The following is a 24771-nucleotide window of genomic DNA, read 5'->3' on the forward strand; positions in this document are numbered from 1 at the left end:
TGCCGTCACAGAAACGCGATGGACAGGGTCGGGACTCGGGCGGCACGAGGACGGGGCCGGTCCCACCGGACCGGCCCCGTCGAAGATCCCCGTATGACTATGCGGGTGACTGTGCGGGCAGGTCCGCGCCCGGCGCCGCGAGGGTCGCCACGAGGACGGCCTTGATGGTGTGCAGCCGGTTCTCGGCTTCGTCGAAGACGACGGAGTGCACCGACTCGAACACCTCGTCCGTCACCTCCAGGGACTCCAGGCCGTGCCGGGCGTGGATGTCGCGGGCCACCTTCGTGCCGAGGTCGTGGAAGGCGGGCAGACAGTGCATGAACTTCACGTCCGGGTTGCCGGTCGCGCGCAGCACGTCCATGGTCACCGCGTACGGGGACAACATCCGGATGCGCTCGTCCCAGACCTCCTTGGGCTCACCCATGGAGACCCAGATGTCGGTGATGACGAAGTCGGCCTGGGCTACGCCCTCGCCGATGTCCTCGGTCAGGGTGATCCGGGCGCCGCTCCGCTCGGCCAGGGCGCGCGCCGCCGACACCACCGACTCGGCCGGCCAATAGGCCCGGGGCGCGACGATCCGTACGTCCATGCCCAGCAGGGCTCCGGTCACCAGGTAGGAGTTGCCCATGTTGAAACGGGCGTCGCCGAGGTAGGCGAAGGCGATCCGCTCCAGCGGCCGGTCGCAGTGCTCGGTCATGGTGAGCAGGTCGGCCAGCATCTGGGTGGGGTGCCAGTCGTCGGTGAGGCCGTTGAAGACGGGCACGCCCGCGTGCGCGGCGAGGTCCTCGACGGCGGCCTGACTGTCACCGCGGTACTCGATCCCGTCGAACATCCGGCCGAGGACGCGGGCGGTGTCGCGGACCGACTCCTTGTGACCCATCTGGGAGCCGGAGGGGTCGAGGTAGGTGGTGTGTGCGCCCTGGTCGGCGGCGGCGACCTCGAAGGCGCAGCGGGTGCGCGTGGAGGTCTTCTCGAAGATCAGCGCGATATTGCGGCCCCGGAGGTACTGCTGCTCGGTGCCGTCCTTCTTGGCGGCCTTCAGGGCGGCAGCGAGCTCGATCAGACCGCGGAACTCGGCGGCGGTGAAGTCGAGCTCCTTGAGGAAACTGCGGCCGACGAGGTCGGTGACCATGGGGACGCTCCAGGATGACGCTGACAGGGGATGCTGGAAGTCTATACGACCTTACGTATTGATATACAGACCCCCCGAGGCCCGGTCGCGTCCTCCCTCGCCGCCCCCCTCGCCGTCCCCCTTCATCGCCCGCGCGTGGCCCCGCGCTCTCCGCCCCGGGTCAGACCGCGTCCCGCTCCACCGGGCAGCTCATGCACCGCGGGCCGCCCCGCCCCCGACCCAGTTCGCTGCCCGGGATCTCGATCACCTCGATGCCCTCCTTGCGCAGATGGGTGTTGGTGGTGACGTTCCGCTCGTACGCGACGACCACGCCCGGCTCGACCGCCAGCACGTTGCAGCCGTCGTCCCACTGCTCCCGCTCCGCCGAGTGCACGTCCTGGGTGGCGGTGAGCACCCGGATGGCGCCCAGCCCGAGGGCCGCCGCGATGGCCCGGTGCATGTGCTCCGGCGGGTGGTCGGTCACCTTCAGCTCGCTCGCGCCGGCGCCCGGCTCGATCGTGTAGGAACGCAGCATGCCCAGGCCGGCGTACTGAGTGAACGTATCTCCGTCCACCATCGTCATCACCGTGTCCAGGTGCATGAAGGCCCGCCGCTTGGGCATGTCCAGCGCCACGATGCTCGTCGCGGACCCGGCCGCGAACAGGCCCCGCGCCAGCATCTCCACCGCCTGCGGGGTCGTCCGCTCGCTCATCCCGATCAGCACGGCGCCGTTGCCGATGACCAGCAGGTCACCGCCCTCGATGGTGGACGGGTAGTCGGCCAGGCCCTGTGACCAGTAGTGGAAGGCACCGGAGGACGTGAACACCGGGTGGTGCTTGTAGATCGCCTCGAAGTGCACGGTCTCGCGCTGCCGGGCCGGCCAGCGCATGGCGTTGATGGAGACGCCGTCGTAGATCCAGGCGGAGGTGTCCCGGGTGAACAGGTGGTTGGGCAAGGGCTGGAGGAGGAAGTCGTCCAGCTCCAGCGCGTGGAAGCGGACCGACACCGGTTCGGCGTGCCGCTCCAGGAACTCTCGTTTGGTCATGCCGCCGACCAGCGCCTCCGCCAGCCGGTCGGAGGTCAGGCCGTCGAAGATCTGGCGCAGGTGGTCGGTGGCGAGGGGGCCGTACTCCTTCTCGTGGAAGACCCGGTCCAGGACGAGGTGTCTCGCCTCCGGGATCTCCAGCGCCTCGCGGAGCAGGTCGCCGAAGAGGTGGACCTCGACGCCCCGGTCGCGCAACACGTCCGCGAAGCCGTCGTGCTCCTGGCGGGCGCGGCGCACCCACAGCACGTCGTCGAAGAGGAGGGCGTCCTTGTTGCTTGGAGTGAGCCGCTTCAGCTCCAAGTCGGGCCGGTGGAGGATGACGCGGCGCAGCCGCCCGGTCTCGGAGTCGACGTGGAATCCCATGCCGTACACGTTCCCAGACCGGACGGCCTTGACCCGGGGGCGCCGGGCCTTGTCCGCCGGGCGCTCAGCGCAGGCCGAGAAGCGCCGTCGGGGCGCCGAGGAGCTCCGGGGCGCGCAACCCAAGCTTGGGCGGGACGACATTGGGGATACCGAAGTTGCCGCCGTCGGGCATGGACAACGGGGCGCCGACGATCGCCCCGGGGGTGCGGGCGAGCATCCGGGTCTCCGGGGCGTCCAACGAACCCTCGCCGTCCGTCTTGGGGCTGCCCGCCAGGTTCGGTACCGAGGAGGCGACGAGCGTGTGACCGAGGTCCGCGCCGATCGGGACCACCGGCAGGAGCGGGGTCGGGAGCAGGTCTCCGGTGTGGAAGCGCGGCGCCTCGGGCGCGCCGACGACCGGCACCGGCACCCCGGTGGCCACGCGCGGGGCGTCCACGCCCAGCGTGGTCTTCACGGCGTCCAGCGGGACACCCACCGGAACCGAGTCGGCCACGGCCGGGGAGGCCGCGCCGGCCGCGGCCATACAGGTCATGAGCGCCGCAATGCTTCCGCGCGCGGTCATTTTCATAGGTGACGTTCCGTCCTTCCAGGGTCGCGGACATTCCGCTGCCCTGGATGAACGATCCCGCCGGTGGGTTTCCCGGAGTTCTCGGGGAAAGTTCCCCCATACGACCTAATTAGCGGCCCTACGGCGGCGGCGCCTTTACGCTTCGGGCTCGGGCCGGCGCCGCGGTCGACTTCGGGAGCGCCGCGTCGCGGCCGACGGGTTGACATCATTCACGCCATGACGACGCACCCGTTCCAGAACGTCACGCACACCGCGGAACTCGGAGACCTCCTGGACCGGTTGGGCACCGTATTCAGGCGGTTCGACGAACAGGACTCCGGCTGCGTCTCCTACGGACTCCTGGCATCGGGCCGGCGTTGGTTCGTGAAGACCGCCACCACCGCGGAGGGGACCTCTTCCCTGCGTCGCGCGGCGTCGTTCCACCGGAAGGTGTCGCACGCGGCCATCGTTCCCCTGGTCCACACCTTCACCACGGACGACGGCCTCGTCCTGGTCCATCCGTGGATGAGCGGCGAGGTGCTCTACCACCCGACCCGCTCGCGCCACGGAGGTCGGGCCGTTCCCGGCAGCCCGATGGCACAGTTCAGGGCCCTGCCGCTTCCGCTCGTCCATGCCGCACTGGAATCGGTCCTCTGCGCCCATGTGGCCGTCGAGGAAGCCGGCTTCGTCGCCGTCGACCTCTACGACGGATGCATGCTGTACGACTTCGACCTGCACCGCATGGTGCTGTGCGACCTGGACGAGTACCGGCCGGGTCCCCTCGTCCTGGAGGCGGACCGGCTGCCCGGGTCGACGCGCTACATGGCTCCGGAGCAATTCGTGCGCGGATCGCTGATCGACGCCCGGACCACCGTGTTCACTCTGGGTCGGGCGCTCCGTCTCCTGCTGGACGCCGGCGACGAGGAGAGGCAGTGGCGCGGGACCCCCGAACAGTTGGCGGTCATCGGGCGAGCGACCGCCACCGCGCCGGAGCGCCGGTACCCGTCCGTGCGCGCGCTCCTCGACGCGTGGCGGGCGGCCACCGGAGCCCCGTGAAGGCTCAGGACAGGCGGGCGCCGAGGGCGGCGATGGCAGGAGGGTCGATGCGGCAGCAGCCGCCCAAGAGGCGGGCGCCGGTGGCGCGCCAGGCGGGGACGTCCCAGACGGGCGGGGTGGGAGGAGAGTGCCACCGTCCGCCGGCCGCCTCCCAGATCGAGCCGTCGTTGGGGTAGGCCAGCAGCGGCTTACGGGTGACGGAGGCGGCCGCTTCCAGGGCGGGCCCCACGTCCTCGGGGTCGCAGCAGTTGACGCCGAGCGCGATGATCTCCGGTGCTTGCGCCGCCAGGGCGAACGCTTCCGCGAGGGGCTGGCCGGCCCGGGTACGGCCGCCCGCCACCGTGTAACTCAGCCAGGCGGGCACCCCCGACCCGGCGAGCACGCCGAGCAGTGCCTCCGCCTCGGTGGTGTCCGGGACGGTTTCCAGGGCCAGGACGTCGGGCCCCGCCTCCACGAGCGTCTCGATCCGGGGCCGGTGGAAGTCGGCCAGCTCCGCGACGTCGAGCCCGTACCGGCCCCGGTACTCGGAGCCGTCAGCGAGCACCGCCCCGTACGGACCCACCGAGGCGGCCACCCAGACCTCGTGGTCCGCCGCCCGGGCCGCGCGGTCGGCCAGGACGACGCTGCGGCGCAGCAGTACCTCGGCCCCGGGCGCCCCGTACCCGATCTGGTAGCTCGCGGTGATGAGCACCTCCGCGCCGGCCCGCGCGTAGGCGGTGTGGGCCGCCTCGACCTGCTCCGGCCGCTCCGCGAGCACCCGGCCCGTCCAGAGGCCGCCGGACAGGTCGCAGCCCTGGGCGGCGAGCTGGTTGCTGAGGCCGCCGTCCAGGAGCACGGCCCTGCGGGCGAGTGCTGCGGCGAGCGGGTCGGACGCGCGGGTCATGGGCGGGGCTCCCTCAGTCGAGCTGGGACAACACCTGGGAGGAGATCAGCTCCAGGTGGTCGAGGTCGTGGAGGTCGAGGAGTTGGAGGTAGGCGCGGGAGGAGCCGATGGCGCCGTACGCGCCGAGCTTCTCCACCACCTCGGCGGGGGAACCGGCCAGGCCGTTGGCCTTGAGTTCGTCCACGTCACGACCGATGGCGGCGGCCCGGCGGGCCACCTCGGCGTCGTCCTTGCCGACGCAGACCACCATGGCGTTGGAGTAGACGAGGTCCTCGGGCGCGCGACCGGCTTCCCGGGCGGCCTCGCGGACCCGACCGAACTGCCGCTCGCTGTCCGCGATCGACGCGAACGGCATGTTGAACTCGTCCGCGTACCGGGCCGCGAGGCGCGGGGTGCGCTTCGCTCCGTGGCCGCCGATGAGGACCGGCACCTTGGCCTGGGCGGGCTTGGGCAGCGCCGGGGAGTTCTCCACCTGGTAGTGGACGCCCTCGTAGTCGAAGGTGGCGCCGGGCTCGGTGGCCCACAGACCGGTGACGATGGCGAGCTGTTCCTCCAGGCGGGCCATCCGGTCCCCGGGGAACGGGATGCCGTAGGCCTTGTGTTCCTCCTCGAACCAGCCCGCGCCGAGGCCGAGTTCGACGCGGCCCCCCGACATTTGGTCGACCTGCGCCACCTGGATGGCGAGCACGCCGGGCAGCCGGAAGGTACCGGCCGTCATCAGCGTTCCGAGCCGGATGCGCTTGGTCTCGCGGGCCAGGCCGGCGAGGGTGATCCAGGCGTCGGTGGGGCCGGGCAGCCCGTCCGCGGACCCCATCCGAAGGTAGTGGTCGGAGCGGAAGAACGCGTCGAAACCGAGTTCCTCGGTGGCCCGGGCGACCCGCAGGAGGGTCTCGTAGCTCGCGCCCTGCTGCGGCTCGGTGAAAATGCGAAGATCCATGCCCCCTATCCTGCCCCGCCCACCCCTGCCGGGTGAATCCGCGCCGTCCGGAGCGCCCCCGGCGCGCCGCGCCAGTGACCGGCCCGGAGGGTGATCGTTGGCTCGGACGGAGCCGGACCGCCCCGGCCCGTCCGCCGGCGGCCCCCGTCCGGCGCGTCCACCGCCCCTTCCCCCCGGGAAGGGCCAAGGGCCGAGGAGGCCGCCATGTCCCACGAGGCCGTGCCGGAGACCCGCCGACAAAGCACGCACACCGGCCGGACCGGACAGGCAGCGCACGACCGGGCGCCCGCCCCGGACCCCCGGGACTCCGCCGCGCCCGCGCCGGAAGGCGGCGCGCCGAAGGCACTGCTCCAGCAGATGGAGGAGTTGATGGCGGCCTTGAACGCCGACCTGTCCCGGCTCGACGCCGACCTCCAGTCCTCCACCGACCGCGCCCCCTCAAGCACCCCGCCGGCCGCCGTCAACCCGACGCGGAACGGCACGACGCAGAGCGGCACAGTCTCGGGCGGCGACGGCGCCTCGCACCGGTCCGCCTGAGCGGCATCGCCGGTCCGCCGCGGCGCCGGCGGCCCGCGCCCCGCCCGCGGTGCGGACCGTACGGCCCCGCCCGGCGCGTCAGGACACTCCGGAGGCGGAACCCCGTTCGCGCACGCTGATGCGGCGCAGGAGGGCCCGTACCCGGTCGCTCGACTCGTCAGCCGCGTCGATCGACTCTATGCACTGCCAGTACAGCGTCTCTTCGTCCGTGCCACAGGCCACCCCGACCAGTGCTATGCCGACCTCGCCGAGCAACGCCTGGAGTCCCAGCAACGCCTGCCGGACGTCCCGCACTTCGGTCAGCTGCGCGGCTCTCGGCGGATAGTCGGGCACGCCGCCCTCGCCGCGCACGGCCGGTCTGTCGAGCAGCCCGCAGCCTCTGCCTCCCGCCTCACCCAGTACCCGTGCCTCCGCTCTCAGCTCCGGCGGTCCGGTGACCGCCAGCCAGCTCCCTATCCCCTGCGTCAGCGCCTGTGCCTGCCAGGCCTCGCTCACGATGTCCCACGCAGCCCCGCTCTGTGCCAGCGCGTGCCGGCCGGCCGCGATGAGCCGTACCGCATCCATATGCCGTCCCCCGTCCGCACGACATGCCGCCATTCCCTCACTACCCAGAGTGAAGGCAACGGGCCAGTAAAGCCAGGGGTATTCGGAAATCTGTGGACACAAACAAGGTTGTGGATGACGCCATCACTCCGAAGAGTGACGATTCGGGCTCGAACCACCCGTCGGGGGGAACCGGAGCTCGTTCCGCTCGATCTTCGCGGCGAGCGCGTCCAGCACATCCACCCCTAGGACCTCACAGAACTGAAGAAGGTACGCCAGGACATCCGCTACCTCATCGGCCACCCGGTGCGCGCTTTCGGGCCGTTCCATGACCTTCGCCGACTCTTCAGGCGTCAGCCACTGGAAGATCTCGACCAGTTCGGATGCCTCCACGCTCAAGGCCACGGCCAGGTTCTTCGGCGTGTGGTACGCGGCCCAGTCGCGGGCCGCCGCGAAGTCGGCCAGCCGCCGCTGGAGCCGGTAGAGCCGTTCGTCCGCCTTCCCACCACCGTTGTCGTGCCCCTCCCGGGCGCCTTGCGTGTCTCGGGCCTCGTGCGTGGCCCGGGCCTCGCGCGAGCCATGCGTGTCGTGCGTGTCGCTCATGGCCCCAGGTCTACCACCGAGACGCCCGGGAGGGCGCGGGCGGTTCCCGCCGTCTCCTCCCCGATCGCCGCGACCAACCGGATGTGGCCGCGCGCGCACGACAGCAGGGCCAGGCGCAGCAGTTCGGCGCGCTGGCGCCCGTCGAGGCCGTGGTCGAATCCGTCCGCGAGCACGGTGAGGGCCTGCTGCGCGGAGAGCAGTTCGGCGGCCGGGTCGACGGCCAACACGCCCGGCCCGGTCAGCAGGACGAGCGCCAGGGCGAGGAAGCGGAGCTCACCCGACCCGAGGCGGCCGAGCGCCGTGCCCGGCGCGGCGGGGCCTCGGTCCAGCAGCGCCGTGACGGAGCCGTCCGGGCACGGCCGTACGTCGAGCCCGGCCACCGGTCCCGCACAGCCGGTGCGGGCGGCCGCGGTGAGCAGCGCGTGGCGGGTGCCGCACTCCTGGCGGGTCCGGCGCAGGACATCGGCCAGGTTCGCGCAGTCGCCGCGCAGCCGCCCGGACCCCGGCGGGACCGGGCCCCGCATCCGCTCCGGCCGCGGATCGCAGGGGAACACCGAGCGCAGTGCCACGACCACCTGCTCGGCGGCGGCCAGTACGCGCCGCTGCCCGGCCGTGGCCCCGGCGACGCGCAGCGGCAGCAGGGCGGTGCCGAGTCGGTCGTCCGGGAGCGGGGCGCGGGTCATGCCGGTGGCTCCGCCGGTCAGCCAGGCGGCCTGGACGGAGCGCCGGCCGGGGTCGCGCAGGGCGGTGGTCAGCAGGATCTTCCCGTCCTGGCTGAGGCGTTCGCCGACGAGGCGCAGCGAGGGCTCGGCTTGGACGGCCAGGTCGAGCCGGACCGGCCCGACGGGCCCGTCGACGGTGCAGCCGAGCCGGAAGCCGCGGCGGCGTTCCGCGTCGGGCACGGCGCGCTCGGGCACCCGGGCGCGGGGGTCGGGGAACGCCTCGGCGAGGGTGGCGCCGGACGCGAGTCGGGACAGGGCCTCGTAGGCGTCCAGGGCATGGGACTTGCCGCTGCCGCTCGGGCCGGTGAACAGGGTGACCGGCCCCAGCGGGAACACCGCCGAGCGGTGCGCGCCGAAGGCCGCGAGGCGTAACTCGGTGACGGCTGGTCGTTGGTGGCCCGGTCGCCCCTCGCCGGGCCCGGCGTCGAGGGTGCCGCCCGGCCGCACGCCGGGCACCGCGCCCGACCCACCACCGAACCCGGCGTCCGGTGCGGCGTCCGGCCGCGCGTCGAGTCCCGCGTCCGGTCCCGCGTCGAGCCCTGCGCCGAAGCCCGTGTCCGGCCCCGCGGTCGGCCCACAGTCGAGCCCGGTGTCCAAGGTGGCGTCCATGCGCCGGACAGTACGGGCAGCCACGACCGGGGCGTCCTCGGCGAACCGTTCCGCCGCCGGGAGCTTCCTACGATCGGGGGACGGCCGCGGCCGCGATGCCCTCGACCTCGGTGCCGACCGGCGCCAGCAGGAACACGTTGCGGTCGACCCGGTGCATCCCGCTGCCCAACCCGAAGACCACACCGCTGCTGAAGTCCAGGATGCGCTTCGCCACCTCGGTGTCCGCGCCCGTCAGGTCCAGCAGCACCGGGATCTGCGCGATCAGGTACTCCGCCACCTCACGGGCGTCCGCGAAGATCTGGACCCGGATCACCACGAAGCGCCGCTGCTGCTCCGCCGCCGAAGCCCCGGGCCGCGCGGGGATCGTGCGGTGGTCCACCCGGGAAGGCCACTCGTTGCGACTGCGCAGGGGGACCACCTGGGCGAGCCCCTCCCACTGTTCGTCCGTGACGTCGTACCTGCTCACCGGACCGCCTCGGCCGTGCGCTTCATGTGCATCCCGCCATCCTCTCTCGTTTCACCCGTTCAGCCCAACACCGACACGGGGCGCGGGGAGCCGACCGGCCCACGGACCGCCCCGGAGGCCCGCACATCACCGGCACATCACCGGCACATCGCCGGAACGGCACCGGAACACATGAATCCGGCCGAACACAGACCGAAAACATACCGAAGCGCGGCCACCGGAAATAGTCACCGCCCACTTCCGTTGCAACGTCCATGAAGGCAATCACATACAAGGCGTACGGAAGTCCCGCCGAGCTCGCGCTGGTTGACGTCCCCCGGCCCAGGGTCGGCCCCGGAGAGGTCCTCGTCCGGGTGAAGGCGGCCGGCGTCAACCCGGTGGACTGGAAGCTCGCCGCCGGTTTCCTCGACTCGACGCTCGAAGTCCGCTTCCCCGTCGTACCCGGCTGGGACGTCGCGGGCGTGGTCGAGGCGGTCGGCGACGACACCTTCGACTACGCCGTGGGTGACGAGGTGTACGGATACGTCCGCAAGGAGTGGGTGGAGCTGGGAACTTACGCGGAGCTGGTCTCCGCACCGGTCCGGACGATCGCGCGCAAGCCCCGCAGCCTCGGCTTCGAGGAGGCGGCGGGCATCCCGCTGGCCGGTCTCAGCGCCTACCAGTCGCTGACCCGGGTCGGCGTGAGCGCGGGCGAGACGGTCGTCATCCACTCCGCGGCGGGCGGCACCGGGTCCTTCGGCGTGCAGATCGCGGTGGCGCTCGGCCTGCGCGTCATCGGCACGGCCGGCGCGCACAACCACGACTACCTGCGCTCGCTCGGCGCCGAGCCCGTGCTCTACGGCGAGGGGGTGGCGGCCCGTATCCGCGAGTTGGCGCCCGAGGGCATCGACGCGGGCCTCGACTTCTACGGGGACGGCATCGAGCTCCTCCAGACGCTGGTCAAGAAGCGCGACCGGGTGGTTTCGCTGGTCGACCCGGACGGCGCGGCCAAGGGGGCGCACCGCCCCTGGACCCGGCCGAACAGCGCCGATCTGGCCTTCCTGGCCGACTTGGCCGACGCCGGGAAGCTGACGGTGAACGTGGCGCACGCCCTGCCGCTCGACGAGGCGGCCAGGGCGTGGGAGCTGAGTGCCGGTGGCAGGATTCGGGGCAAGATCGTCCTCACCGTCTGAGGACGGACGAACGACCGCGAGCCGCCGAAGCCTTCCGCTCCGGCGGCATCCGTGCTGATGGCGGGGGGCGGGGCCGCTCAGACGGGTTCCTTGACGTACCGGTTCGCCGGGCGGGCCAAGCCGTAGTTCTCGCGCAGGGTGCGGCCCGTGTACTCCCTGCGGAACAGGCCTCGGCGCTGGAGGATCGGCACGACGTGGTCGACGAAGTCGGTCAGGCCGGTGGGCAGCACGGGCGCCATGATGTTGAAGCCGTCGGCGGCGCCCCGCGTGAACCACTCCTCCAGTTGGTCGGCGATCTGCTCCGGGGTGCCCGCGAAGACCCGGTGCCCGCGCCCGGCGCCGAGGCGGGCGATCAGTTCGCGCAGGGTGAGGCCGTCGCGCCGGGCGAGTTCGGCGACGAGGGTGAAACGGCTCTTGTTGCCGTTGATGTCGCGTTCCTCGGGGAGCTCGGGGAGAGGGCCGTCGAGGGGGAGGCCGGTGAGGTCCGTACCGAGCATGCCGGAGAGCTGCGCGAGTCCGTACTCGGGCACCTGGAGGTCGGTGAGCTGCTGCTCCAGGGCCTTGGCCTCGGCCTCCGTGGAACCGATGACGGGCGCGATGCCGGGCAGGACCAGCAGGTCGCCCTCGGAGCGGCCGTACTTGGCGAGGCGGGACTTGAGGTCCTTGTAGAAGGTCTGGCCGTCGGCGAGGGTCTGCTGCGCGGTGAAGACGGCCTCGGCGTACCGGGCGGCGAACTCCTTGCCGTCCTCGGAGGAGCCCGCCTGCACGAGGAGGGGGTGGCCCTGCGGGGAGCGCGGCACGTTGAGCGGGCCGGCCACGCCGAAGTACTCGCCCCGGTGGGCGGCGGGGTGCAGCTTGTCGGTGTCGGCGTAGACGCCGCGCTCCTTGTCGAGGATGATCGCGTCGTCCTCCCAGCTGTCCCACAGCTTGGTGGCGACGTCGAGGAACTCGCGGGCGCGGTCGTAGCGGAGGCGGTGCTCCAGGTGCTCGTCCCGGTTGAAGTTGCGGGCCTCGTCGACCGTCCCGGAGGTGACGATGTTCCAGCCGGCGCGGCCGTTGCTGATGTGGTCGAGGGAGGCGAACTTGCGGGCGGTGTGGAAGGGCTCGTTGAAGGTGGTCGAGACGGTGGCGATCAGCCCGATGTGCTCGGTGACGGCGGCGATGGCGGAGAGCAGGGTGAGCGGCTCGAAACCGCCGAGGGCGTTGTGGCGCGCCTTGCCCCACAGGGCGAGGCCGTCGGCGAAGAAGATCGAGTCGAGTCGGCCGCGCTCGGCGGTACGGGCCAGTTCCTGGAAGTAGCGCAGGTCGGTGACGCGTTCGGGGCTGCTCCCGGGGTGGCGCCACGCGGCATCGTGGTGGCCCGCGTTCATCAGGAAGGCGTTGAGGTGGAGGGTCCGCGGTGCGGTCATGGTCTGTTCCTCGGGGTGGGTACGGGATGGTGCGCGGGTCGGGGCGCGGACGCGGCGGGTCAGGCGGGTACGCGCCAGAGGCTGAGGCGGCGCTCGACGGTGACGAGGAGCTGGTTGAAGGCCACGCCGATCGCGGAGATGGTCACGATGCCCGCGTACATCTGGGGGATGGCGAAGTTGAACTGCGAGGCGTTGATCAGGTAGCCCAGCCCCGCCTTGGCGCCGATCATCTCGGCGGCGACGAGCACCAGGATCGACACCGCGCCCGCCAGCCGGATGCCGGTGAAGATCGCGGGCACCGAGGCGGGCAGGATCACCTTCTGGAAGAGCCTCGGGGTGGACAGGTCCATCGATCGGGCCAGTTTCACCAGCGTCGGGTCGGCGTTGCCCACCGCGCTGATGGTGTTCAGCAGGATCGGCCAGACGCAGGCGTAGACGACGATCGAGACCTTCGACGTCTCTCCGATGCCCAGCAGCAGGACGAAGACGGGCAGCAGGGCGAGGGCCGCCGTGTTGCGGAACACCTCCAGCAGCGGACCGAGCAGGACGGCGACCGGCCGGTACCAGCCGATCAACAGGCCGAGCGGGACGGCGACGACGACGGCGATGGCGAAGCCGCCGAACGAGCGGACGAGGCTGGCCTGGGTGTGTTCGGCGAGCTGCCCGTCACCGAGCAGCTCCCACCAGGCGCGGGCCACTTCGCTGACCGGGGGCAGGAAGGTCGCGTCGACGAGGCCGAGCCGCGGCGCCGTCTCCCAGACCGCGAGCAGGGCGATGATCGCCGCCGAGCGCAGCAGCGCGGCGCCCAGGCGGCGCAGCGCCGACGCTCCGACGGCTGCCGCGCGGCCCGCCGGGCGGGCCCCCGCCGTCGTCAGCGGGGCGGCGGGGGCGGCGGGGCGCGCGGGGCTCCGTACCGCGGCCCCGGTGGTTGTGGCGGGCAGTGCCGAGAGGGTCGTGGTGTCGATTCCGGTGCTCATGCGGTGGCCTCCTCCTTCTCCAGTTGCCGGGCGCGGGTAACTTCGTCGTGCAGCAGGGTCCAGATCTCGTGCCGGTAGCGGGCGAACTCCGGGCTGGAGCGCAGGTCCTCCCCCGTCGCCCCGTCGCCGCGGGCGCCGAACGACACCGGGACGACCGCCTTGACGCGCCCCGGGCGGGAGGTGATGACGGCGACCCGCTGACCGAGGTACACGGCCTCTTCGATGCCGTGCGTGATGAACACGATGGTTTTGCCGGTGCGTTGCCAGATGCGTCGCAGCTCGTCCTGGAGCGCCTCACGGGTCTGGGCGTCGAGGGCCGCGAACGGTTCGTCCATCAGCAGCACGTCGGGGTCGTAGGCCAGCGAGCGGGCGATGGCCACTCGTTGGCGCATGCCGCCCGACAGCTCGTGCGGATGCCGGTCCTCGAACCCGGTCAGGCCGACGAGGTCCAGGAACTCCCGGGCGCGTTCCTTTCGTTCACCGCGCGGGACGCCCCGCGCCTCCAGGCCGAATTCGATGTTGCCGAGGGCGGTCCGCCAGGGCAGCAGCGCGTACTGCTGGAAGACGATGCCCCGGTCGAGCCCGGGCCCGGTGACGGGCTTCCCGTCGAGCAGGATGCGGCCGGAGGCGGGCCGGGTCAGGCCTCCCAGGAGGTCCAGGAGGGTGGATTTGCCGCAACCGCTGGGGCCGACGACCACCAGGAACTCGCCCGCCTCGATCTCCAGGTCGATGCCGTCGAGGGCGGTGAACTCCCCCTTGTGGTCCCTTTCCTTCTTGTGGTCCCTTTCCTTCTTGCCCTTCCTCTCCTTGGTCGGGAAGGTCTTCGTCACGGAGTCGAACACGATCTTCGCCATGGCGGCCGTCAGCCCTTTCCGAGTCCGTTGAACTCGTTGGTGTAGAGATCGCCGGGCTTCAGCCGGCCCTTCTTGATCTCGCCTCGGCCGCCGAGCCAGTCGAGCCAGATCTGGAACTCCTTGTCGGCGATACGGCCGCCGGGCTCGGCGACCCCGTAGGAGCGCCAGTACTGGAGCGTCGAGGTGTCCTCGTTGCGGCCGCGCTTCTTGATGATCTCCGTCATCCGGGCCACGACCTCCTCGCGCGGGGTGGTACGGGACCACTCGATGGCCTTGGCCACGCCGGTGGTGAAGGTCCGTACGGTGTCGGGGTTCTCCTTGATGAAGCGCCGCGTCATCACGTACGAGCCGGCGCTGAACGCGCCCAGCAGCTCGAAGTCCTTGAACAGCGGGCGTATCCCGCCGGCCGCCAGGGCCTTGTCGCGCAGGACGCCGCTGAGCACACCGACCTCGATCTGCTTCTGTCTCAGGGCCTGTTCGGTGTTGACGGGCGGGACGACGAGGGATTCGACCTTGCCCGCGTCCGCCCTGGAGAGGCCGCTTCGCTCCAGGTAGATGTCGAGGAGGGCCTGGGCGTGGGCGCCCAGGGTGTTCATGCCGACCTTCTTGCCGATCAGGTCGCGGGCGGAGCGGATCGGGCTGTCCTCCAGGACGTAGTAGCCGAGGTAGGTGTCCTTGTCGGAGCCGTAGTAGGAGACGACGGCCTGGATCTGGGCCTTGCTCTCGGCAAGCTTGACGATCGCACCGTTGAAGGCGCCGCCGAAGTGGGTCTGGCCGGTTGCCGCGGACTGGATGTCCTGGGGGCCGCTGATGGTGTTGCCGACCCATTCGAGGCTGAGTCCGCCGAGATGGCCGAGGTCGGCGGCGAGCTCGGGGAGGGTGACCGAGCCGACGGCGCCCTGGTACTTGAGGGTGGTGACCTGCTTGCCGTGACCGCCGGAGCCGCCGGTGGCAGTGGCCGTGCCGCAGCTCACCGCGGCCGCCGAGATGCCGAGCAGGGTGAGGAACTGGCGTCGGGAGGTGGGGGTCGGGGTGAAGGCTGCGGGCATGGCTGGTCCTTGTCGCGGGATCTGAGAAGGCTTACGGGGCGGGGGTGAGGGCGGCGGTGTCGGCGGCGCGCAGGGCGTCGGCGAACTCGTCTACCGCCTGGAAGAGGTCCAGCTCCGCCTCCGGCCGCAACCGGTCGGGGCCGGCGCCGCGCTCGACGGAGGAGTCCAGGACGAAACGACCGGCCGTGACGTGGCGGGCGCCGAGCGCGGCGAGGACCGGGCGCAAGGCGTAGTCGATGGTCAGGACGTGGGCGAGGCTGCCGCCGGTGGCGAGCGGCAGGACGGTCTTGCCGGCGAGGCCGTCCTGCGGGAGCAGGTCCAGGAAGGACTTCAACAACCCGGTGTACGAGGCCTTGTAGACAGGGGTTGCGACGATCAGGCCGTCCGCTTCGGCGACGGCTTCCAGGGCGCGGCGGATCTCCGGCTCGCCGCGGCGGGCGGAGAGGAGGTCGGCGGCGGGCAGCTCGCGCAGGACGAGGTGCGAGGTCTCGAAGCCGGCGTGGGTCAGGCGGCGTAGGACGTGGTCGGCGACGACCGCGGTACGGGAATGGACGGAGGGGCTGCCGGTGAGGGCGAGCAGTCTGGGCACTGGGCGCTCCTGGTGGGGCGGGTCGGGGCGGGCGGTGGCCGTCAGGCGGTGGCCGTGGAGGCGCCGGAGGCGATTCCGAAGGAGGGGTCGGGCACGCTCTCGGGGCTGATCAGGCGGGACGGGAGGCCGTCCGGGCCGACCGGGACGTCGCCGTCGACCGTGACGCGGCGCAGGGTGCGCTCGTGGTCGTCGGAGTCGTCGACGCCGTAGTGCTGGGTGGCGCGGTTGTCCCAGATCGCCACGTCACCGGTCTGCCACCGGTGTCGGACCGTGTTCTCGGGGCTCTCGATGTGCGCCTGGAAGAGGTCGAGGAGCAGGCGCGAGTCACGACCGGTGAGGCCGCTGATCCGCTGGACGAAGTTGCCCAGGAGCAGGGTGCGTTCGCCGGTTTCGGGGTGGACGCGGACGACGGGGTGTTGGGTGCGGAAGCTGGTGGAGGTGAACACCTCGCGGTACTGGGCGAGCGCCTCCGGGAGGGCGTCGGGGCGCAGGGCCGCGTAGTCGTACTCGTTGGAGTGGACGGCGCGCAGGCCGTCGGCGAGGGCGCGGAGCGGCTCGGGGAGGTGGGCGTAGGCCGTGGCCGTGTTGGCCCAGAGGGTGTCGCCGCCGTACGGGGGGATCGCGACGGCGCGCAGGATGGAGAAGGCGGGGTAGGCGGGCACGAAGGTGACGTCGGTGTGCCACTGGTTGGCGCGGGCGCCGTGGTGGGAGTCGATGCCGAGGGCGTAACGGCCGTCGGCGGAGGGGACGGTGGGGTGCGCGACGGGGGTGCCGAGCAGTTGGGCGAAGGCTTCGTGGCCGGCCTCGTCGAGGTGCTCCTGGCCGTGGAAGAAGACGACCTTGTGGGCGAGGAGCGCGGTACGGATCTCGGCGACGGTGGCGGCGTCGAGGTCGCCGCCTAGACGGACGCCGTCGATGTGGGCGCCGATGCGGCCGCCGATCTTGGTGACGGTGAGGGTGGCGGGGGCGGTGGTGGTGGCGGTGGCGGTGGCGGTGGCGGTGGCGGTGGTCATGGGAACTCCCTGGAGGTGCGTGCGGGTTCGTTTCCGCAGCGGAAGGGGCACCGGCGCGGGGAAGGCGGCGGTGCGAGGCAGGGGTGGTGAAGGGGTGCGCGGCGGGCATGGCGGGGCGCGTCGGGGGCGCGGCGCTCAGGCCGGGCGGGGGTGCGGCGGGGTCGCGGCGCTCAGGCGCGGCGGGGGGCCGGACAGCGGCCCTGACACTCGCCCGGCGCGGTACAGGAGCCGGGGGTGTGGAGCCGCGGGGCGAGGTGCTCGGTCGCGGACATGTCCCGGAGCGTGTCAGCGGCCCGGGCCGCGGTCAACCCCCGCGCGGTGGCCTGCGCTCGGGGTGCGCCGAGAGTGCCCGTAGGGGTGCTGACGTGGGCCTTTGCCCGCCCTCCGGTGATGTCGCGGCGCACCCGGAACGGCCGAAAACGGTGGCCGGATTTCACGCCTCTGCAACGCCCCCGCCACGCCGGTGCCCGGCGCGCGCCCTCCGGCTGCCCGGTGGCTCCGAGCGTCGGCGCCGTGGGCCGGAGGCCGCGCGGGCGTGTCCCGCGCGGGAACCCGCCCGGGCCCCGCCTGGCCCTCGCGGTGCGCGAGGCACTCGCAACCACCCCGACGGGTCCCCGAGGCGATGAGGCCTACGCGTTCCACCGGGCCCTGCCAGGAGCCGGGCCATGCCCGGGGCAGAGCCGAGCGGCACCCCGACCCCACCGGCACCCGGGCACTGTCACCGACCCCGGGGCCCATAGCGCGCAAAGCACTCGGCCGGCGCCCAAGCCCCGCACAGCGGAGCCCACACCCGCCCTGGGCCTGGCCACGAGCAGGATCGAGGTCGAACCCCCGCCAGACCGAGGCGTTCCCCCGGGGCGGGGGCAGGACCCCAGGGGCCGGTTCCACCGGGCCAGACCCACACGGAACCCCCGGAGTCCCTGCCCGGTCCGGCCGACGCCGGCCACACGTAGGCCGACCCCAGAGGCATCCGGCACTGTCGCCCACCGGGTGCCCTCGCAGCGCGCAAGACACTCGGCCGGCGCCCAAGCCCCGCGCAGCGGGAATCACAACCACCCCCGGCCACGAGCGAGCGACCGCCGAACCATCGAGCAGGCCGGGGCAGAAGCCCGGGCCCCGGCAGGAGCCCCGGCCGGCTCCACCGGGGCCGGACGCCGAGCGGTACCCCCGGAGCCCAGCCGGCCCGGCCTCACGTAAGCCGACCCGACACGTACCCGGGGACACCCGCCGTCCCCCACTCGGCGGTGGGGTCGATGCCCCGGTGCCGGCGCCTCCGTCGGCCCCGGCCGACCACCGGGCCATCCCGGCCGGCCGGCCGCCGAACCGCTCCGACCGGCGCGCCCCGCGCCGGGGCCGGCGAGGTCGGCGGGCGGGCGGGGGCAGCGGTGCGACGCGGGGCTGGGGGTCTGACCTGCGAGTGCGAGATCACATCCGGCGGTTATGGTCTCGATTGAGCGGCACCCCTAGCATTCGAGCCATGACGGTCCTGCCTGACGACGGGCTCTCCCTGGCCGCCGAGTTTCCTGACGCGACACATGAGCAGTGGCAGCGCCTGGTTGAGGGCGTACTGCGCAAGTCGGGCAAGGAAGTCACCGGCGAGGCAGCTGAAGACGCGCTGTCCACGACGCTCGAGGACGGGCTCCGCACCCGCCCGCTGTACACCGCACGCCCCGGCGAGGACGCGACCGGTTTCCCCGGCTTCGCCCCCTTCGTACGCGGCGGCCGGCCCGAGGGCACCTCCGCCTCCGGCTGGGACGTGCGCCAGCGACTCGCCGGGACCGATCCGGCGCGGGTGAACGAGGCCGCGCTGGCCGACCTGGAGAACGGCACCACCTCCCTGTGGCTCACCGTCGGCGAGGGGGGCTTCCCCGTCACCGGCATCGGTCGCGCCCTGGAGGGCGTCTACCTCGACCTCGCCCCGGTCACCCTCGACGCCGGCGCCCGATACGTCGACGCGGCCCGCGCGTTGCTGGCCCTGTACACCGAGCGCGGGGTAACCCCCGAGGCCGCCCGCGCTTGTCTGGGCGCCGACCCGCTGGGCCACGAGGCCCGTACGGGTGAACGGCTGGACCTCGCCGAAGCCGCCGCCCTCGCCGCCGAGACGGCCGGCGCCTGGCCCCACGTACGGGCCCTGACCGTGGACGCCCTGCCCTACCACGAGGCCGGGGGCAGCGCAGCCGAGGAACTGGGCCTGTCGCTGGCCACCGGCGTGGCGTACCTGCGGGCCCTCACGGAGGCCGGTCTCGGCCTCGACGCGGCCCTCGGGCAGCTGGAGTTCCGCTACGCCGCGACCGCCGACCAGTTCCTGACCATCTCCAAGCTGCGCGCCGCGCGCCGCCTGTGGGCCCGCGTCGCCGAGGCCTGCGGCGCCCCGGACGCGGGCACGCAGCGCCAGCACGCGGTGACCTCGCCGGTGATGATGACCCGGCGCGACCCGTGGGTGAACATGCTGCGCACCACCGTCGCCTGCATGGCGGCGGGCGTGGGCGGCGCGGACGCCGTCACCGTGCTGCCCTTCGACCACGAGCTGGGCCTGCCGGACGCGTTCGCGCGCCGGATCGCCCGCAACACGTCCACGATCCTGCTGGAGGAGTCGTACCTGTCGCGGGTGATCGACCCGGCCGGCGGCTCGTACTACGTCGAGCAGCTCACCGACGAACTCGCCCAAGCGGCCTGGGAGTTCTTCCAGACCGTCGAGAAGGCGGGCGGCCAGGCGGCCGCCCTGCGCTCCGGCCTGGTCGCCGAGCGGCTCGCCGCCACCTGGGCCGTACGCTCCGCCAAGCTGGCCAAGCGTCGCGAACCCATCACCGGCGTCAGCGAGTTCCCGCACCTGTCGGAGAAGCCGGTCGTACGCCGGCCCGCCCCCGCGGGACCGACGGGCGGTCTGCCGCGCGTCCGGCGCGACGAGGCGTACGAGGCGCTGCGCGCGCGCAGCGACGCGCACCTGGCGGCGACCGGCGCCCGGCCGAGGATCTTCCTCGCCGCGCTCGGCCCGGCGGCCGCGCACACCGCCCGCGCCGGTTTCGCCGCGAACCTGTTCCAGGCGGGCGGCGTGGAGCCGGTCCACGACCCGGTGTCCGTGGACCCGGACACGGCGGCCGCGGCCTACGCCGCGAGCGGCGCGGACGGCATGGCGGTGCTGTGCTCCAGCGACGCCCTGTACGAGGAGCAGGCCGAGGCGGTGGCCGAGGCGCTGCGCTCGGCCGGCGCGACGACCGTCTTCCTCGCCGGGAAGCCCGGTACCGCCCGGACCGCAGTGGACGAGTACGTCTTCGCGGGCTGCGACGCCGTCGCCGTACTGTCCTCCGTTCTCGACCGGATGAAGGTGGCGTCTTGAGCACCGCGATCCCCGATTTCTCCGCCCTCCCGCTGAATTCCGGGGCGGCCCCGGCCGGTTCCGAGGAGCAGTGGCGGGCCGCCGTCAAGGAGTCCACCGGCACGGCGGCCGCGGACCTGCTGTGGGAGACCCCGGAGGGCATCGGCGTGAAGCCGCTGTACACCGGGGCCGACCTGGAGGGCCTGGACTTCCTGCGGACCTACCCGGGCGTGGCCCCCTACCTGCGCGGCCCGTACCCGACGATGTACGTCAACCAGCCCTGGACGATCCGTCAGTACGCGGGTTTCTCCACGGCCGAGGAGTCCAACGCCTTCTACCGGCGCAACCTCGCGGCCGGCCAGAAGGGCCTGTCGATCGCCTTCGACCTGCCCACGCACCGCGGTTACGACAGCGACCACCCCCGGGTGACGGGCGACGTCGGCATGGCGGGCGTGGCGATCGACTCGATCTACGACATGCGGCAGCTGTTCGACGGGATCCCGCTGGACAAGATGACGGTGTCGATGACGATGAACGGCGCGGTGCTGCCGGTCCTCGCGCTGTACATCGTGGCGGCGGAGGAGCAGGGCGTCTCCCCCGACAAGCTCGCCGGGACCATCCAGAACGACATCCTCAAGGAGTTCATGGTCCGCAACACCTACATCTATCCGCCGAAGCCCTCGATGCGGATCATCTCGGACATCTTCTCCTTCACCTCGCGGAACATGCCGAGGTACAACTCCATCTCGATCTCCGGGTACCACATCCAGGAGGCGGGGGCCACGGCCGACCTGGAGCTGGCGTACACCCTGGCGGACGGCGTGGAGTACCTGCGCGCCGGGCAGGCGGTCGGGTTGGACGTGGACGCGTTCGCACCGCGCCTGTCGTTCTTCTGGGCGATCGGCATGAACTTCTTCATGGAGGTCGCGAAGCTGCGCGCCGCGCGTCTGCTGTGGGCGCGCCTGGTCAAGCAGTTCGACCCGAAGAACGCCAAGTCGCTTTCGCTGCGCACCCATTCGCAGACTTCCGGCTGGTCGCTGACCGCGCAGGACGTCTTCAACAACGTGACGCGCACGTGCGTCGAGGCGATGGCCGCGACCCAGGGCCACACCCAGTCGCTGCACACCAACGCGCTGGACGAGGCGCTCGCCCTGCCGACGGACTTCTCCGCGCGCATCGCGCGCAACACGCAGCTGCTGCTCCAGCAGGAGTCGGGGACCTGCCGGTCGATCGACCCGTGGGGCGGCAGCGCGTACGTGGAGAAGCTGACGTACGACCTGGCGCGCCGGGCGTGGCAGCACATCCAGGAGGTCGAGGCGGCCGGCGGCATGGCGCAGGCCATCGACGCCGGCATCCCGAAGCTGCGCGTGGAGGAGGCCGCGGCGCGCACGCAGGCGCGGATCGACTCGGGACGCCAGCCGGTGATCGGTGTGAACAAGTACCGGGTGGAGAACGACGAGGCCATCGAGGTCCTCAAGGTCGACAACTCCTCGGTGCGCAGCCGGCAGATCGAGAAGCTGCGGCGGCTGCGCGAGGAGCGGGACGAGGCGCGTACGCAGGACACGCTGCGGGCGCTGACGAACGCCGCCGACCGCGGGGACGGCAACCTCCTGGCGCTGGCGGTGGACGCGGCCCGCGCCAAGGCGACGGTCGGTGAGATCTCGGACGCGTTGGAGAAGGTGTACGGGCGGCACGCGAGCCAGATCCGTACGATCTCGGGTGTGTACCGCACCGAAGCAGGCGAGTCCCCGTCCGTGGAGCGCACGCGCGCGCTCATCGACCGGTTCGAGGAGGCGGAGGGCCGCCGGCCGCGCATCCTGGTGGCGAAGATGGGCCAGGACGGGCACGACCGCGGCCAGAAGGTGATCGCGACGGCCTTCGCCGACCTGGGCTTCGACGTGGACGTGGGCCCGCTGTTCCAGACCCCGGCGGAGGTGGCCCGCCAGGCCGTCGAGGCGGACGTCCACGTGGTGGGCGTCTCGTCGCTGGCGGCCGGTCACCTGACCCTCGTACCGGCGCTGCGCGAGCAGTTGGCGGAGGATGGCCGCGAGGACATCATGATCGTGGTGGGCGGGGTGATCCCGCCGGCGGACGTCCCGACGCTGCTGGAGATGGGCGCGACGTCGGTCTTCCTGCCGGGCACGGTGATCCCGGACGCGGCGCACGACCTGGTGGCGCGGCTGGCCGCGGATCTCGGTCACGAGCTGTAGGGGCGGGAGCGAGACGATGGCTCCGAAGATCGACGTCGAGGCCTACGCCAAGGGGGTGCTCGACGGGAGGCGCGCGTTCATCGCGCGCGCCATCACGCTCGTCGAGTCCACCCTGCCCGCCCACCGGGCGTCGGCGCAGGCGCTGTTGACGGAGCTGCTGCCGCACGCGGGGCGGGCCCGGCGGATCGGCATCAGCGGGGTGCCGGGCGTCGGCAAGTCGACGTTCATCGACGCGTTCGGCACCATGCTGACGGGTTCGGGCCACCGGGTGGCGGTCTTGGCCGTCGATCCCTCCTCCACGCGGACGGGCGGCTCCATCCTGGGCGACAAGACCCGGATGGAGCGGCTCGCCGTCGACCCGGCGGCGTTCGTGCGGCCCTCGCCGTCGGCGGGGACGCTGGGCGGTGTCGCGAAGGCGACGCGCGAGTCGATGATCGTGATGGAGGCGGCGGGCTACGACGTGGTCCTCGTCGAGACCGTCGGCGTCGGCCAGTCGGAGACGACGGTGGCCGGGATGGTCGACTCCTTCCTGCTGCTGTCGCTGGCCCGTACGGGCGACCAGTTGCAGGGCATCAAGAAGGGCGTCCTGGAACTGGCGGACGTCCTCGCGGTCAACAAGGCGGACGGCCCCCACGAGCGCGACGCGAAGGCGGCGGCGCGCGAACTGTCGGGCGCCCTGCGGCTGATGCACCCGGCGGACGCGGCGTGGACCCCGCCGGTCCTGACGTGCAGCGCCCGCGAGTCGGTGGGCCTGGACGAGGTCTGGAACCGGCTGGAGCAGCACCGCCGACTGTTGGACGCGGGCGGTCGTCTCGCCGCCAAACGGGCCGCGCAGCAGGTGGAGTGGACGTGGTCGATGGTCCGCGAGGAGCTGTTGGGACGGCTGCGGGGGAACGCGGCGGTACGGACCCTCGCGCCCGGACTCGAAGCGGCGGTCCGGGAGGGGTCCTTGACCCCGACCCTGGCGGCGGACCGGATCCTGGCGGCCTTCGGCGGCGCCTGATCGCCCGGGCCGCGCGGGATCGGACGCCGTGACCCGCCCGGCCGACGAGGACCCCCGCCGGCCGGGCGCCCACGACGGACCCCGGTCGGCCGGGGCCCGCCGGCGGCCGGGGTAATCAGGCTCCGCCGACGACCGGCCTTGGTCAGGCCCCGGTGGCGACCAGGGCCGGGTCGCCCGAGGACAGCGCCGTGCGGAGCAACCGGGACTGTTCGGCCGTGTCGTCGGTGGCGAGCAGCGCGGACAGGATCGCGATGCGGGCCTGTCCGGCCCGCAGGGTACCCGTCGGCACGGCTCCGGCGGCGACCAGGTCGACCGCCCCGCCGTGCGTGTAGATCTCGGTGACCGGGCCCGCGGCCACGCGCGTGGTGAGGGCGACGAGAACCCCGCGGGCGACGGCCGCGGCGACCGCGTCCACGATCTGCGGCGTCGCGTTGCCGGCGCCCGTCCCGATCAGGACGATCCCCCGCGCACCCGCCGCCACGGCGGCGTTCAACAGCGTGGCGTCACCGTCGGCGTGGTGCATGACCATGTCCACGCGCGGCGGGAGTTCCGGCATCGCGGGAAGGGCGAGCGGGGCCGGGCGCTGCGGGGTGCGCAGTACGGTGACCTTGCCGAAGCCGACCTTGCCGAGCAGTTCCTTCGAGGGGTCCGCGAACGCGTCCAGGGCCACGGCCTGGGTCTTCACGGTGCCGCGCGCCGCGTGGACCCGGCCGGCGAAGGCGATCAGCACGCCGAGCCCGCGCGTGGTGGCGGCGGTCAGCAGTGCGTCGTAGAGGTTGCCGGGGCCGTCCCCGTCGGCGGAGCCCATGGGGAGCTGCGAGCCGGTGAACACCACGGTGCGCGGGTCGTGGTGGTGCAGGTCGAGGAGGAAGGCCGACTCCTCCAGGGTGTCGGTGCCGTGCGTGACGACGATGCCGTCCACGTCCGGATCGGCGAGCACCTCGTGGACCGTGCGCAACAGGGTGAGCTGGTGGGCGGTGGTGAGCCGGGGGCTGTTCACGCTGAACAGGTCGACCACCTCGACGGTGACGCCCTCGGGCAGGGGCGCGGTGGCGATCACCTCGCTGCCGTCGGCGTCGGCGGCGAACCCGGAACCCTGCCAGCGGCTGGCTATCGTTCCGCCGGTGCTGATGACGACGACGCGTCCCATCCCAGCCCCACCCTTCTCTCGTACGAAATCCGCACTGGTTTGCTACAACCGGCAATGATAGAGAGATCTACGCGCAATGCGATTGCCGATTCCGGCTCATCCGCAACATTCCCCGAGGGATAATTGCGTCATGGACGCCATCGATCGAGAAATCTTGCGTGAGCTCCAGCGGGACGGCCGCCTCAGCAACCAGGAGCTGGCCCAACGCGTGGGCCTCACGCCCTCCCCTTGCATGCGCCGGGTGCGGCAACTGGAACAGGACGGGGTGATCCAGGGTTATCACGCCGTCATCGACCCGGAGGCGGTGGGCCGGGGCTTCGAGGTGCTGGTCTCGGTCGAGGTGCGCCGCGACCGGGCCGCCGTGGAGGCCTTCGAGTCCGCGTTGCAGGACATCCCCGACGTCATCGAGGCCTACCGCCTCTTCGGCAGCCCCGGCTGCCTGCTGCGCATCGCGGTGGCGGACCTGCGGGCCTACGAGCGCCTGTGGATCGAGCAGCTCACGGCCCTGTCCGGGGTCACCGAGGTCAACTCCCAGATCATCATGAAGCGGATCAAGGAACCGACCGGCCTGCCCGTGTAGCGGGGGCCTGCCGGTCTGGCCGGGGCA

23 protein-coding genes are annotated in these 24771 nt (G+C 72.5%); 7 read left to right on the forward strand and 16 right to left on the reverse strand.

Going from position 1 to position 24771, the window contains the following annotated elements; all coding sequences use genetic code 11:
* Window positions 1-97: 97 nt before the first annotated feature.
* The 3 genes from argF to ACV7NM_RS08100 all read right to left on the reverse strand — a co-directional run bounded on the left by argF (window position 98) and on the right by ACV7NM_RS08100 (window position 3051).
* Complete coding sequence (gene argF / locus ACV7NM_RS08090; protein WP_463409649.1) at window positions 98-1132, reverse strand: ornithine carbamoyltransferase; 1035 nt, start codon at window positions 1130-1132, stop codon at window positions 98-100.
* A gap of 160 nt (window positions 1133-1292) precedes the next feature.
* Window positions 1293-2519: an arginine deiminase gene (locus tag ACV7NM_RS08095; protein ID WP_361308451.1), complete on the reverse strand. Its 1227-nt coding sequence runs from the start codon at window positions 2517-2519 to the stop codon at window positions 1293-1295.
* 64 nt (window positions 2520-2583) lie between these two features.
* Window positions 2584-3051 (reverse strand): hypothetical protein, encoded by a 468-nt coding sequence (locus ACV7NM_RS08100; RefSeq protein ID WP_463409650.1) that lies wholly within the window; start codon window positions 3049-3051, stop codon window positions 2584-2586.
* 252 nt (window positions 3052-3303) lie between these two features.
* Here ACV7NM_RS08100 and ACV7NM_RS08105 point away from each other — a divergent pair, with 252 nt between their 5' ends.
* The gene (locus tag ACV7NM_RS08105) at window positions 3304-4122 is read left to right on the forward strand and encodes a protein kinase family protein (RefSeq protein ID WP_463409651.1); all 819 of its coding nucleotides are present in this window, start codon (window positions 3304-3306) and stop codon (window positions 4120-4122) included.
* A 4-nt stretch (window positions 4123-4126) separates the two neighbouring features.
* Here ACV7NM_RS08105 and mmuM read toward each other — a convergent pair whose 3' ends face one another.
* Window positions 4127-5005 (reverse strand): homocysteine S-methyltransferase, encoded by an 879-nt coding sequence (mmuM, locus tag ACV7NM_RS08110; RefSeq protein WP_463409652.1) that lies wholly within the window; start codon window positions 5003-5005, stop codon window positions 4127-4129.
* Window positions 5006-5018: 13 nt separating this feature from the next.
* Window positions 5019-5942 carry an LLM class F420-dependent oxidoreductase gene (locus ACV7NM_RS08115; RefSeq protein ID WP_463409653.1) on the reverse strand — a complete coding sequence of 308 codons (924 nt, stop codon included), beginning with the start codon at window positions 5940-5942 and terminating at the stop codon, window positions 5019-5021.
* A gap of 204 nt (window positions 5943-6146) precedes the next feature.
* On the opposite strand from ACV7NM_RS08115, the gene ACV7NM_RS08120 reads away from it, so the two are divergent.
* Complete coding sequence (locus ACV7NM_RS08120; protein ID WP_463409654.1) at window positions 6147-6479, forward strand: hypothetical protein; 333 nt, start codon at window positions 6147-6149, stop codon at window positions 6477-6479.
* Window positions 6480-6557: 78 nt separating this feature from the next.
* Here the strand turns inward: ACV7NM_RS08120 and ACV7NM_RS08125 are convergent, their stop codons facing one another.
* The 4 genes from ACV7NM_RS08125 to ACV7NM_RS08140 all read right to left on the reverse strand — a co-directional run bounded on the left by ACV7NM_RS08125 (window position 6558) and on the right by ACV7NM_RS08140 (window position 9422).
* Window positions 6558-7043 (reverse strand): DUF6099 family protein, encoded by a 486-nt coding sequence (locus ACV7NM_RS08125; RefSeq protein ID WP_463409655.1) that lies wholly within the window; start codon window positions 7041-7043, stop codon window positions 6558-6560.
* Between the two features lie 123 nt (window positions 7044-7166).
* The gene (locus tag ACV7NM_RS08130; RefSeq protein ID WP_463413870.1) at window positions 7167-7487 is read right to left on the reverse strand and encodes a nucleotide pyrophosphohydrolase; all 321 of its coding nucleotides are present in this window, start codon (window positions 7485-7487) and stop codon (window positions 7167-7169) included.
* Between the two features lie 134 nt (window positions 7488-7621).
* Window positions 7622-8956, reverse strand: coding sequence for an AAA family ATPase (locus tag ACV7NM_RS08135; RefSeq protein WP_463409656.1), 1335 nt, complete (start codon window positions 8954-8956; stop codon window positions 7622-7624).
* Between the two features lie 67 nt (window positions 8957-9023).
* Window positions 9024-9422: a cell division protein SepF gene (locus tag ACV7NM_RS08140; RefSeq protein WP_463409657.1), complete on the reverse strand. Its 399-nt coding sequence runs from the start codon at window positions 9420-9422 to the stop codon at window positions 9024-9026.
* 254 nt (window positions 9423-9676) lie between these two features.
* On the opposite strand from ACV7NM_RS08140, the gene ACV7NM_RS08145 reads away from it, so the two are divergent.
* Window positions 9677-10594, forward strand: a complete 918-nt coding sequence (locus ACV7NM_RS08145; protein WP_463409658.1) for an NADP-dependent oxidoreductase — start codon at window positions 9677-9679, stop codon at window positions 10592-10594.
* Window positions 10595-10671: 77 nt separating this feature from the next.
* Here the strand turns inward: ACV7NM_RS08145 and ACV7NM_RS08150 are convergent, their stop codons facing one another.
* The 6 genes from ACV7NM_RS08150 to ACV7NM_RS08175 are packed head-to-tail and all read right to left on the reverse strand — an operon-like array spanning window position 10672 to window position 16485.
* On the reverse strand, window positions 10672-12003 hold the full coding sequence (locus ACV7NM_RS08150) for an LLM class flavin-dependent oxidoreductase (RefSeq protein ID WP_463409659.1): 1332 nt from the start codon (window positions 12001-12003) through the stop codon (window positions 10672-10674).
* Between the two features lie 59 nt (window positions 12004-12062).
* Window positions 12063-12980 carry an ABC transporter permease gene (locus ACV7NM_RS08155; protein WP_463409660.1) on the reverse strand — a complete coding sequence of 306 codons (918 nt, stop codon included), beginning with the start codon at window positions 12978-12980 and terminating at the stop codon, window positions 12063-12065.
* On the reverse strand, window positions 12977-13834 hold the full coding sequence (locus tag ACV7NM_RS08160; RefSeq protein WP_463409661.1) for an ABC transporter ATP-binding protein: 858 nt from the start codon (window positions 13832-13834) through the stop codon (window positions 12977-12979). The genes ACV7NM_RS08155 and ACV7NM_RS08160 overlap by 4 nt, the downstream gene beginning before the upstream one ends.
* An 8-nt stretch (window positions 13835-13842) precedes the next feature.
* Entirely contained in the window at window positions 13843-14883 is a 1041-nt protein-coding gene (locus ACV7NM_RS08165; RefSeq protein WP_463409662.1) for an ABC transporter substrate-binding protein, read from the reverse strand.
* A 31-nt stretch (window positions 14884-14914) separates the two neighbouring features.
* Window positions 14915-15472, reverse strand: coding sequence for an NADPH-dependent FMN reductase (ssuE, locus tag ACV7NM_RS08170; RefSeq protein WP_463409663.1), 558 nt, complete (start codon window positions 15470-15472; stop codon window positions 14915-14917).
* A gap of 41 nt (window positions 15473-15513) precedes the next feature.
* Window positions 15514-16485 (reverse strand): TauD/TfdA dioxygenase family protein, encoded by a 972-nt coding sequence (locus ACV7NM_RS08175; protein ID WP_463409664.1) that lies wholly within the window; start codon window positions 16483-16485, stop codon window positions 15514-15516.
* Between the two features lie 1477 nt (window positions 16486-17962).
* On the opposite strand from ACV7NM_RS08175, the gene ACV7NM_RS08180 reads away from it, so the two are divergent.
* The 3 genes from ACV7NM_RS08180 to meaB are packed head-to-tail and all read left to right on the forward strand — an operon-like array spanning window position 17963 to window position 23014.
* A complete protein-coding gene (locus ACV7NM_RS08180) occupies window positions 17963-19822 on the forward strand; it encodes a methylmalonyl-CoA mutase family protein (protein WP_463409665.1) in 1860 nt (619 codons plus the stop codon).
* Window positions 19819-22011, forward strand: a complete 2193-nt coding sequence (gene scpA, locus ACV7NM_RS08185) for a methylmalonyl-CoA mutase (protein ID WP_463409666.1) — start codon at window positions 19819-19821, stop codon at window positions 22009-22011. The genes ACV7NM_RS08180 and scpA overlap by 4 nt, the downstream gene beginning before the upstream one ends.
* A 16-nt stretch (window positions 22012-22027) precedes the next feature.
* Window positions 22028-23014, forward strand: a complete 987-nt coding sequence (gene meaB, locus ACV7NM_RS08190) for a methylmalonyl Co-A mutase-associated GTPase MeaB (RefSeq protein WP_463409667.1) — start codon at window positions 22028-22030, stop codon at window positions 23012-23014.
* Window positions 23015-23156: 142 nt separating this feature from the next.
* Here the strand turns inward: meaB and ACV7NM_RS08195 are convergent, their stop codons facing one another.
* A complete protein-coding gene (locus tag ACV7NM_RS08195; protein WP_463409668.1) occupies window positions 23157-24164 on the reverse strand; it encodes an asparaginase in 1008 nt (335 codons plus the stop codon).
* A gap of 130 nt (window positions 24165-24294) precedes the next feature.
* Here ACV7NM_RS08195 and ACV7NM_RS08200 point away from each other — a divergent pair, with 130 nt between their 5' ends.
* Entirely contained in the window at window positions 24295-24744 is a 450-nt protein-coding gene (locus ACV7NM_RS08200) for an Lrp/AsnC family transcriptional regulator (RefSeq protein WP_463409669.1), read from the forward strand.
* Window positions 24745-24771 lie beyond the last annotated feature (27 nt).

The sequence above is a fragment of the Streptomyces sp. Tek67B01 genome (assembly GCF_055231995.1).

Excerpts from the sequence above, each read along its gene's own strand:
- argF (WP_463409649.1), bottom strand. The coding sequence starts at position 1,132 with ATGGTCACCGACCTCGTCGGCCGCAGTTTCCTCAAGGAGCTCGACTTC.
- ACV7NM_RS08095 (WP_361308451.1), bottom strand. The coding sequence starts at position 2,519 with ATGGGATTCCACGTCGACTCCGAGACCGGGCGGCTGCGCCGCGTCATC.
- ACV7NM_RS08100 (WP_463409650.1), bottom strand. The coding sequence starts at position 3,051 with ATGACCTGTATGGCCGCGGCCGGCGCGGCCTCCCCGGCCGTGGCCGAC.
- ACV7NM_RS08105 (WP_463409651.1), top strand. The coding sequence starts at position 3,304 with ATGACGACGCACCCGTTCCAGAACGTCACGCACACCGCGGAACTCGGA.
- mmuM (WP_463409652.1), bottom strand. The coding sequence starts at position 5,005 with ATGACCCGCGCGTCCGACCCGCTCGCCGCAGCACTCGCCCGCAGGGCC.
- ACV7NM_RS08115 (WP_463409653.1), bottom strand. The coding sequence starts at position 5,942 with ATGGATCTTCGCATTTTCACCGAGCCGCAGCAGGGCGCGAGCTACGAG.
- ACV7NM_RS08120 (WP_463409654.1), top strand. The coding sequence starts at position 6,147 with ATGTCCCACGAGGCCGTGCCGGAGACCCGCCGACAAAGCACGCACACC.
- ACV7NM_RS08125 (WP_463409655.1), bottom strand. The coding sequence starts at position 7,043 with ATGGATGCGGTACGGCTCATCGCGGCCGGCCGGCACGCGCTGGCACAG.
- ACV7NM_RS08135 (WP_463409656.1), bottom strand. The coding sequence starts at position 8,956 with ATGGACGCCACCTTGGACACCGGGCTCGACTGTGGGCCGACCGCGGGG.
- ACV7NM_RS08145 (WP_463409658.1), top strand. The coding sequence starts at position 9,677 with ATGAAGGCAATCACATACAAGGCGTACGGAAGTCCCGCCGAGCTCGCG.
- ACV7NM_RS08150 (WP_463409659.1), bottom strand. The coding sequence starts at position 12,003 with ATGACCGCACCGCGGACCCTCCACCTCAACGCCTTCCTGATGAACGCG.
- ACV7NM_RS08155 (WP_463409660.1), bottom strand. The coding sequence starts at position 12,980 with ATGAGCACCGGAATCGACACCACGACCCTCTCGGCACTGCCCGCCACA.
- ACV7NM_RS08160 (WP_463409661.1), bottom strand. The coding sequence starts at position 13,834 with ATGGCGAAGATCGTGTTCGACTCCGTGACGAAGACCTTCCCGACCAAG.
- ACV7NM_RS08165 (WP_463409662.1), bottom strand. The coding sequence starts at position 14,883 with ATGCCCGCAGCCTTCACCCCGACCCCCACCTCCCGACGCCAGTTCCTC.
- ACV7NM_RS08175 (WP_463409664.1), bottom strand. The coding sequence starts at position 16,485 with ATGACCACCGCCACCGCCACCGCCACCGCCACCGCCACCACCACCGCC.
- ACV7NM_RS08180 (WP_463409665.1), top strand. The coding sequence starts at position 17,963 with ATGACGGTCCTGCCTGACGACGGGCTCTCCCTGGCCGCCGAGTTTCCT.
- meaB (WP_463409667.1), top strand. The coding sequence starts at position 22,028 with ATGGCTCCGAAGATCGACGTCGAGGCCTACGCCAAGGGGGTGCTCGAC.
- ACV7NM_RS08195 (WP_463409668.1), bottom strand. The coding sequence starts at position 24,164 with ATGGGACGCGTCGTCGTCATCAGCACCGGCGGAACGATAGCCAGCCGC.
- ACV7NM_RS08200 (WP_463409669.1), top strand. The coding sequence starts at position 24,295 with ATGGACGCCATCGATCGAGAAATCTTGCGTGAGCTCCAGCGGGACGGC.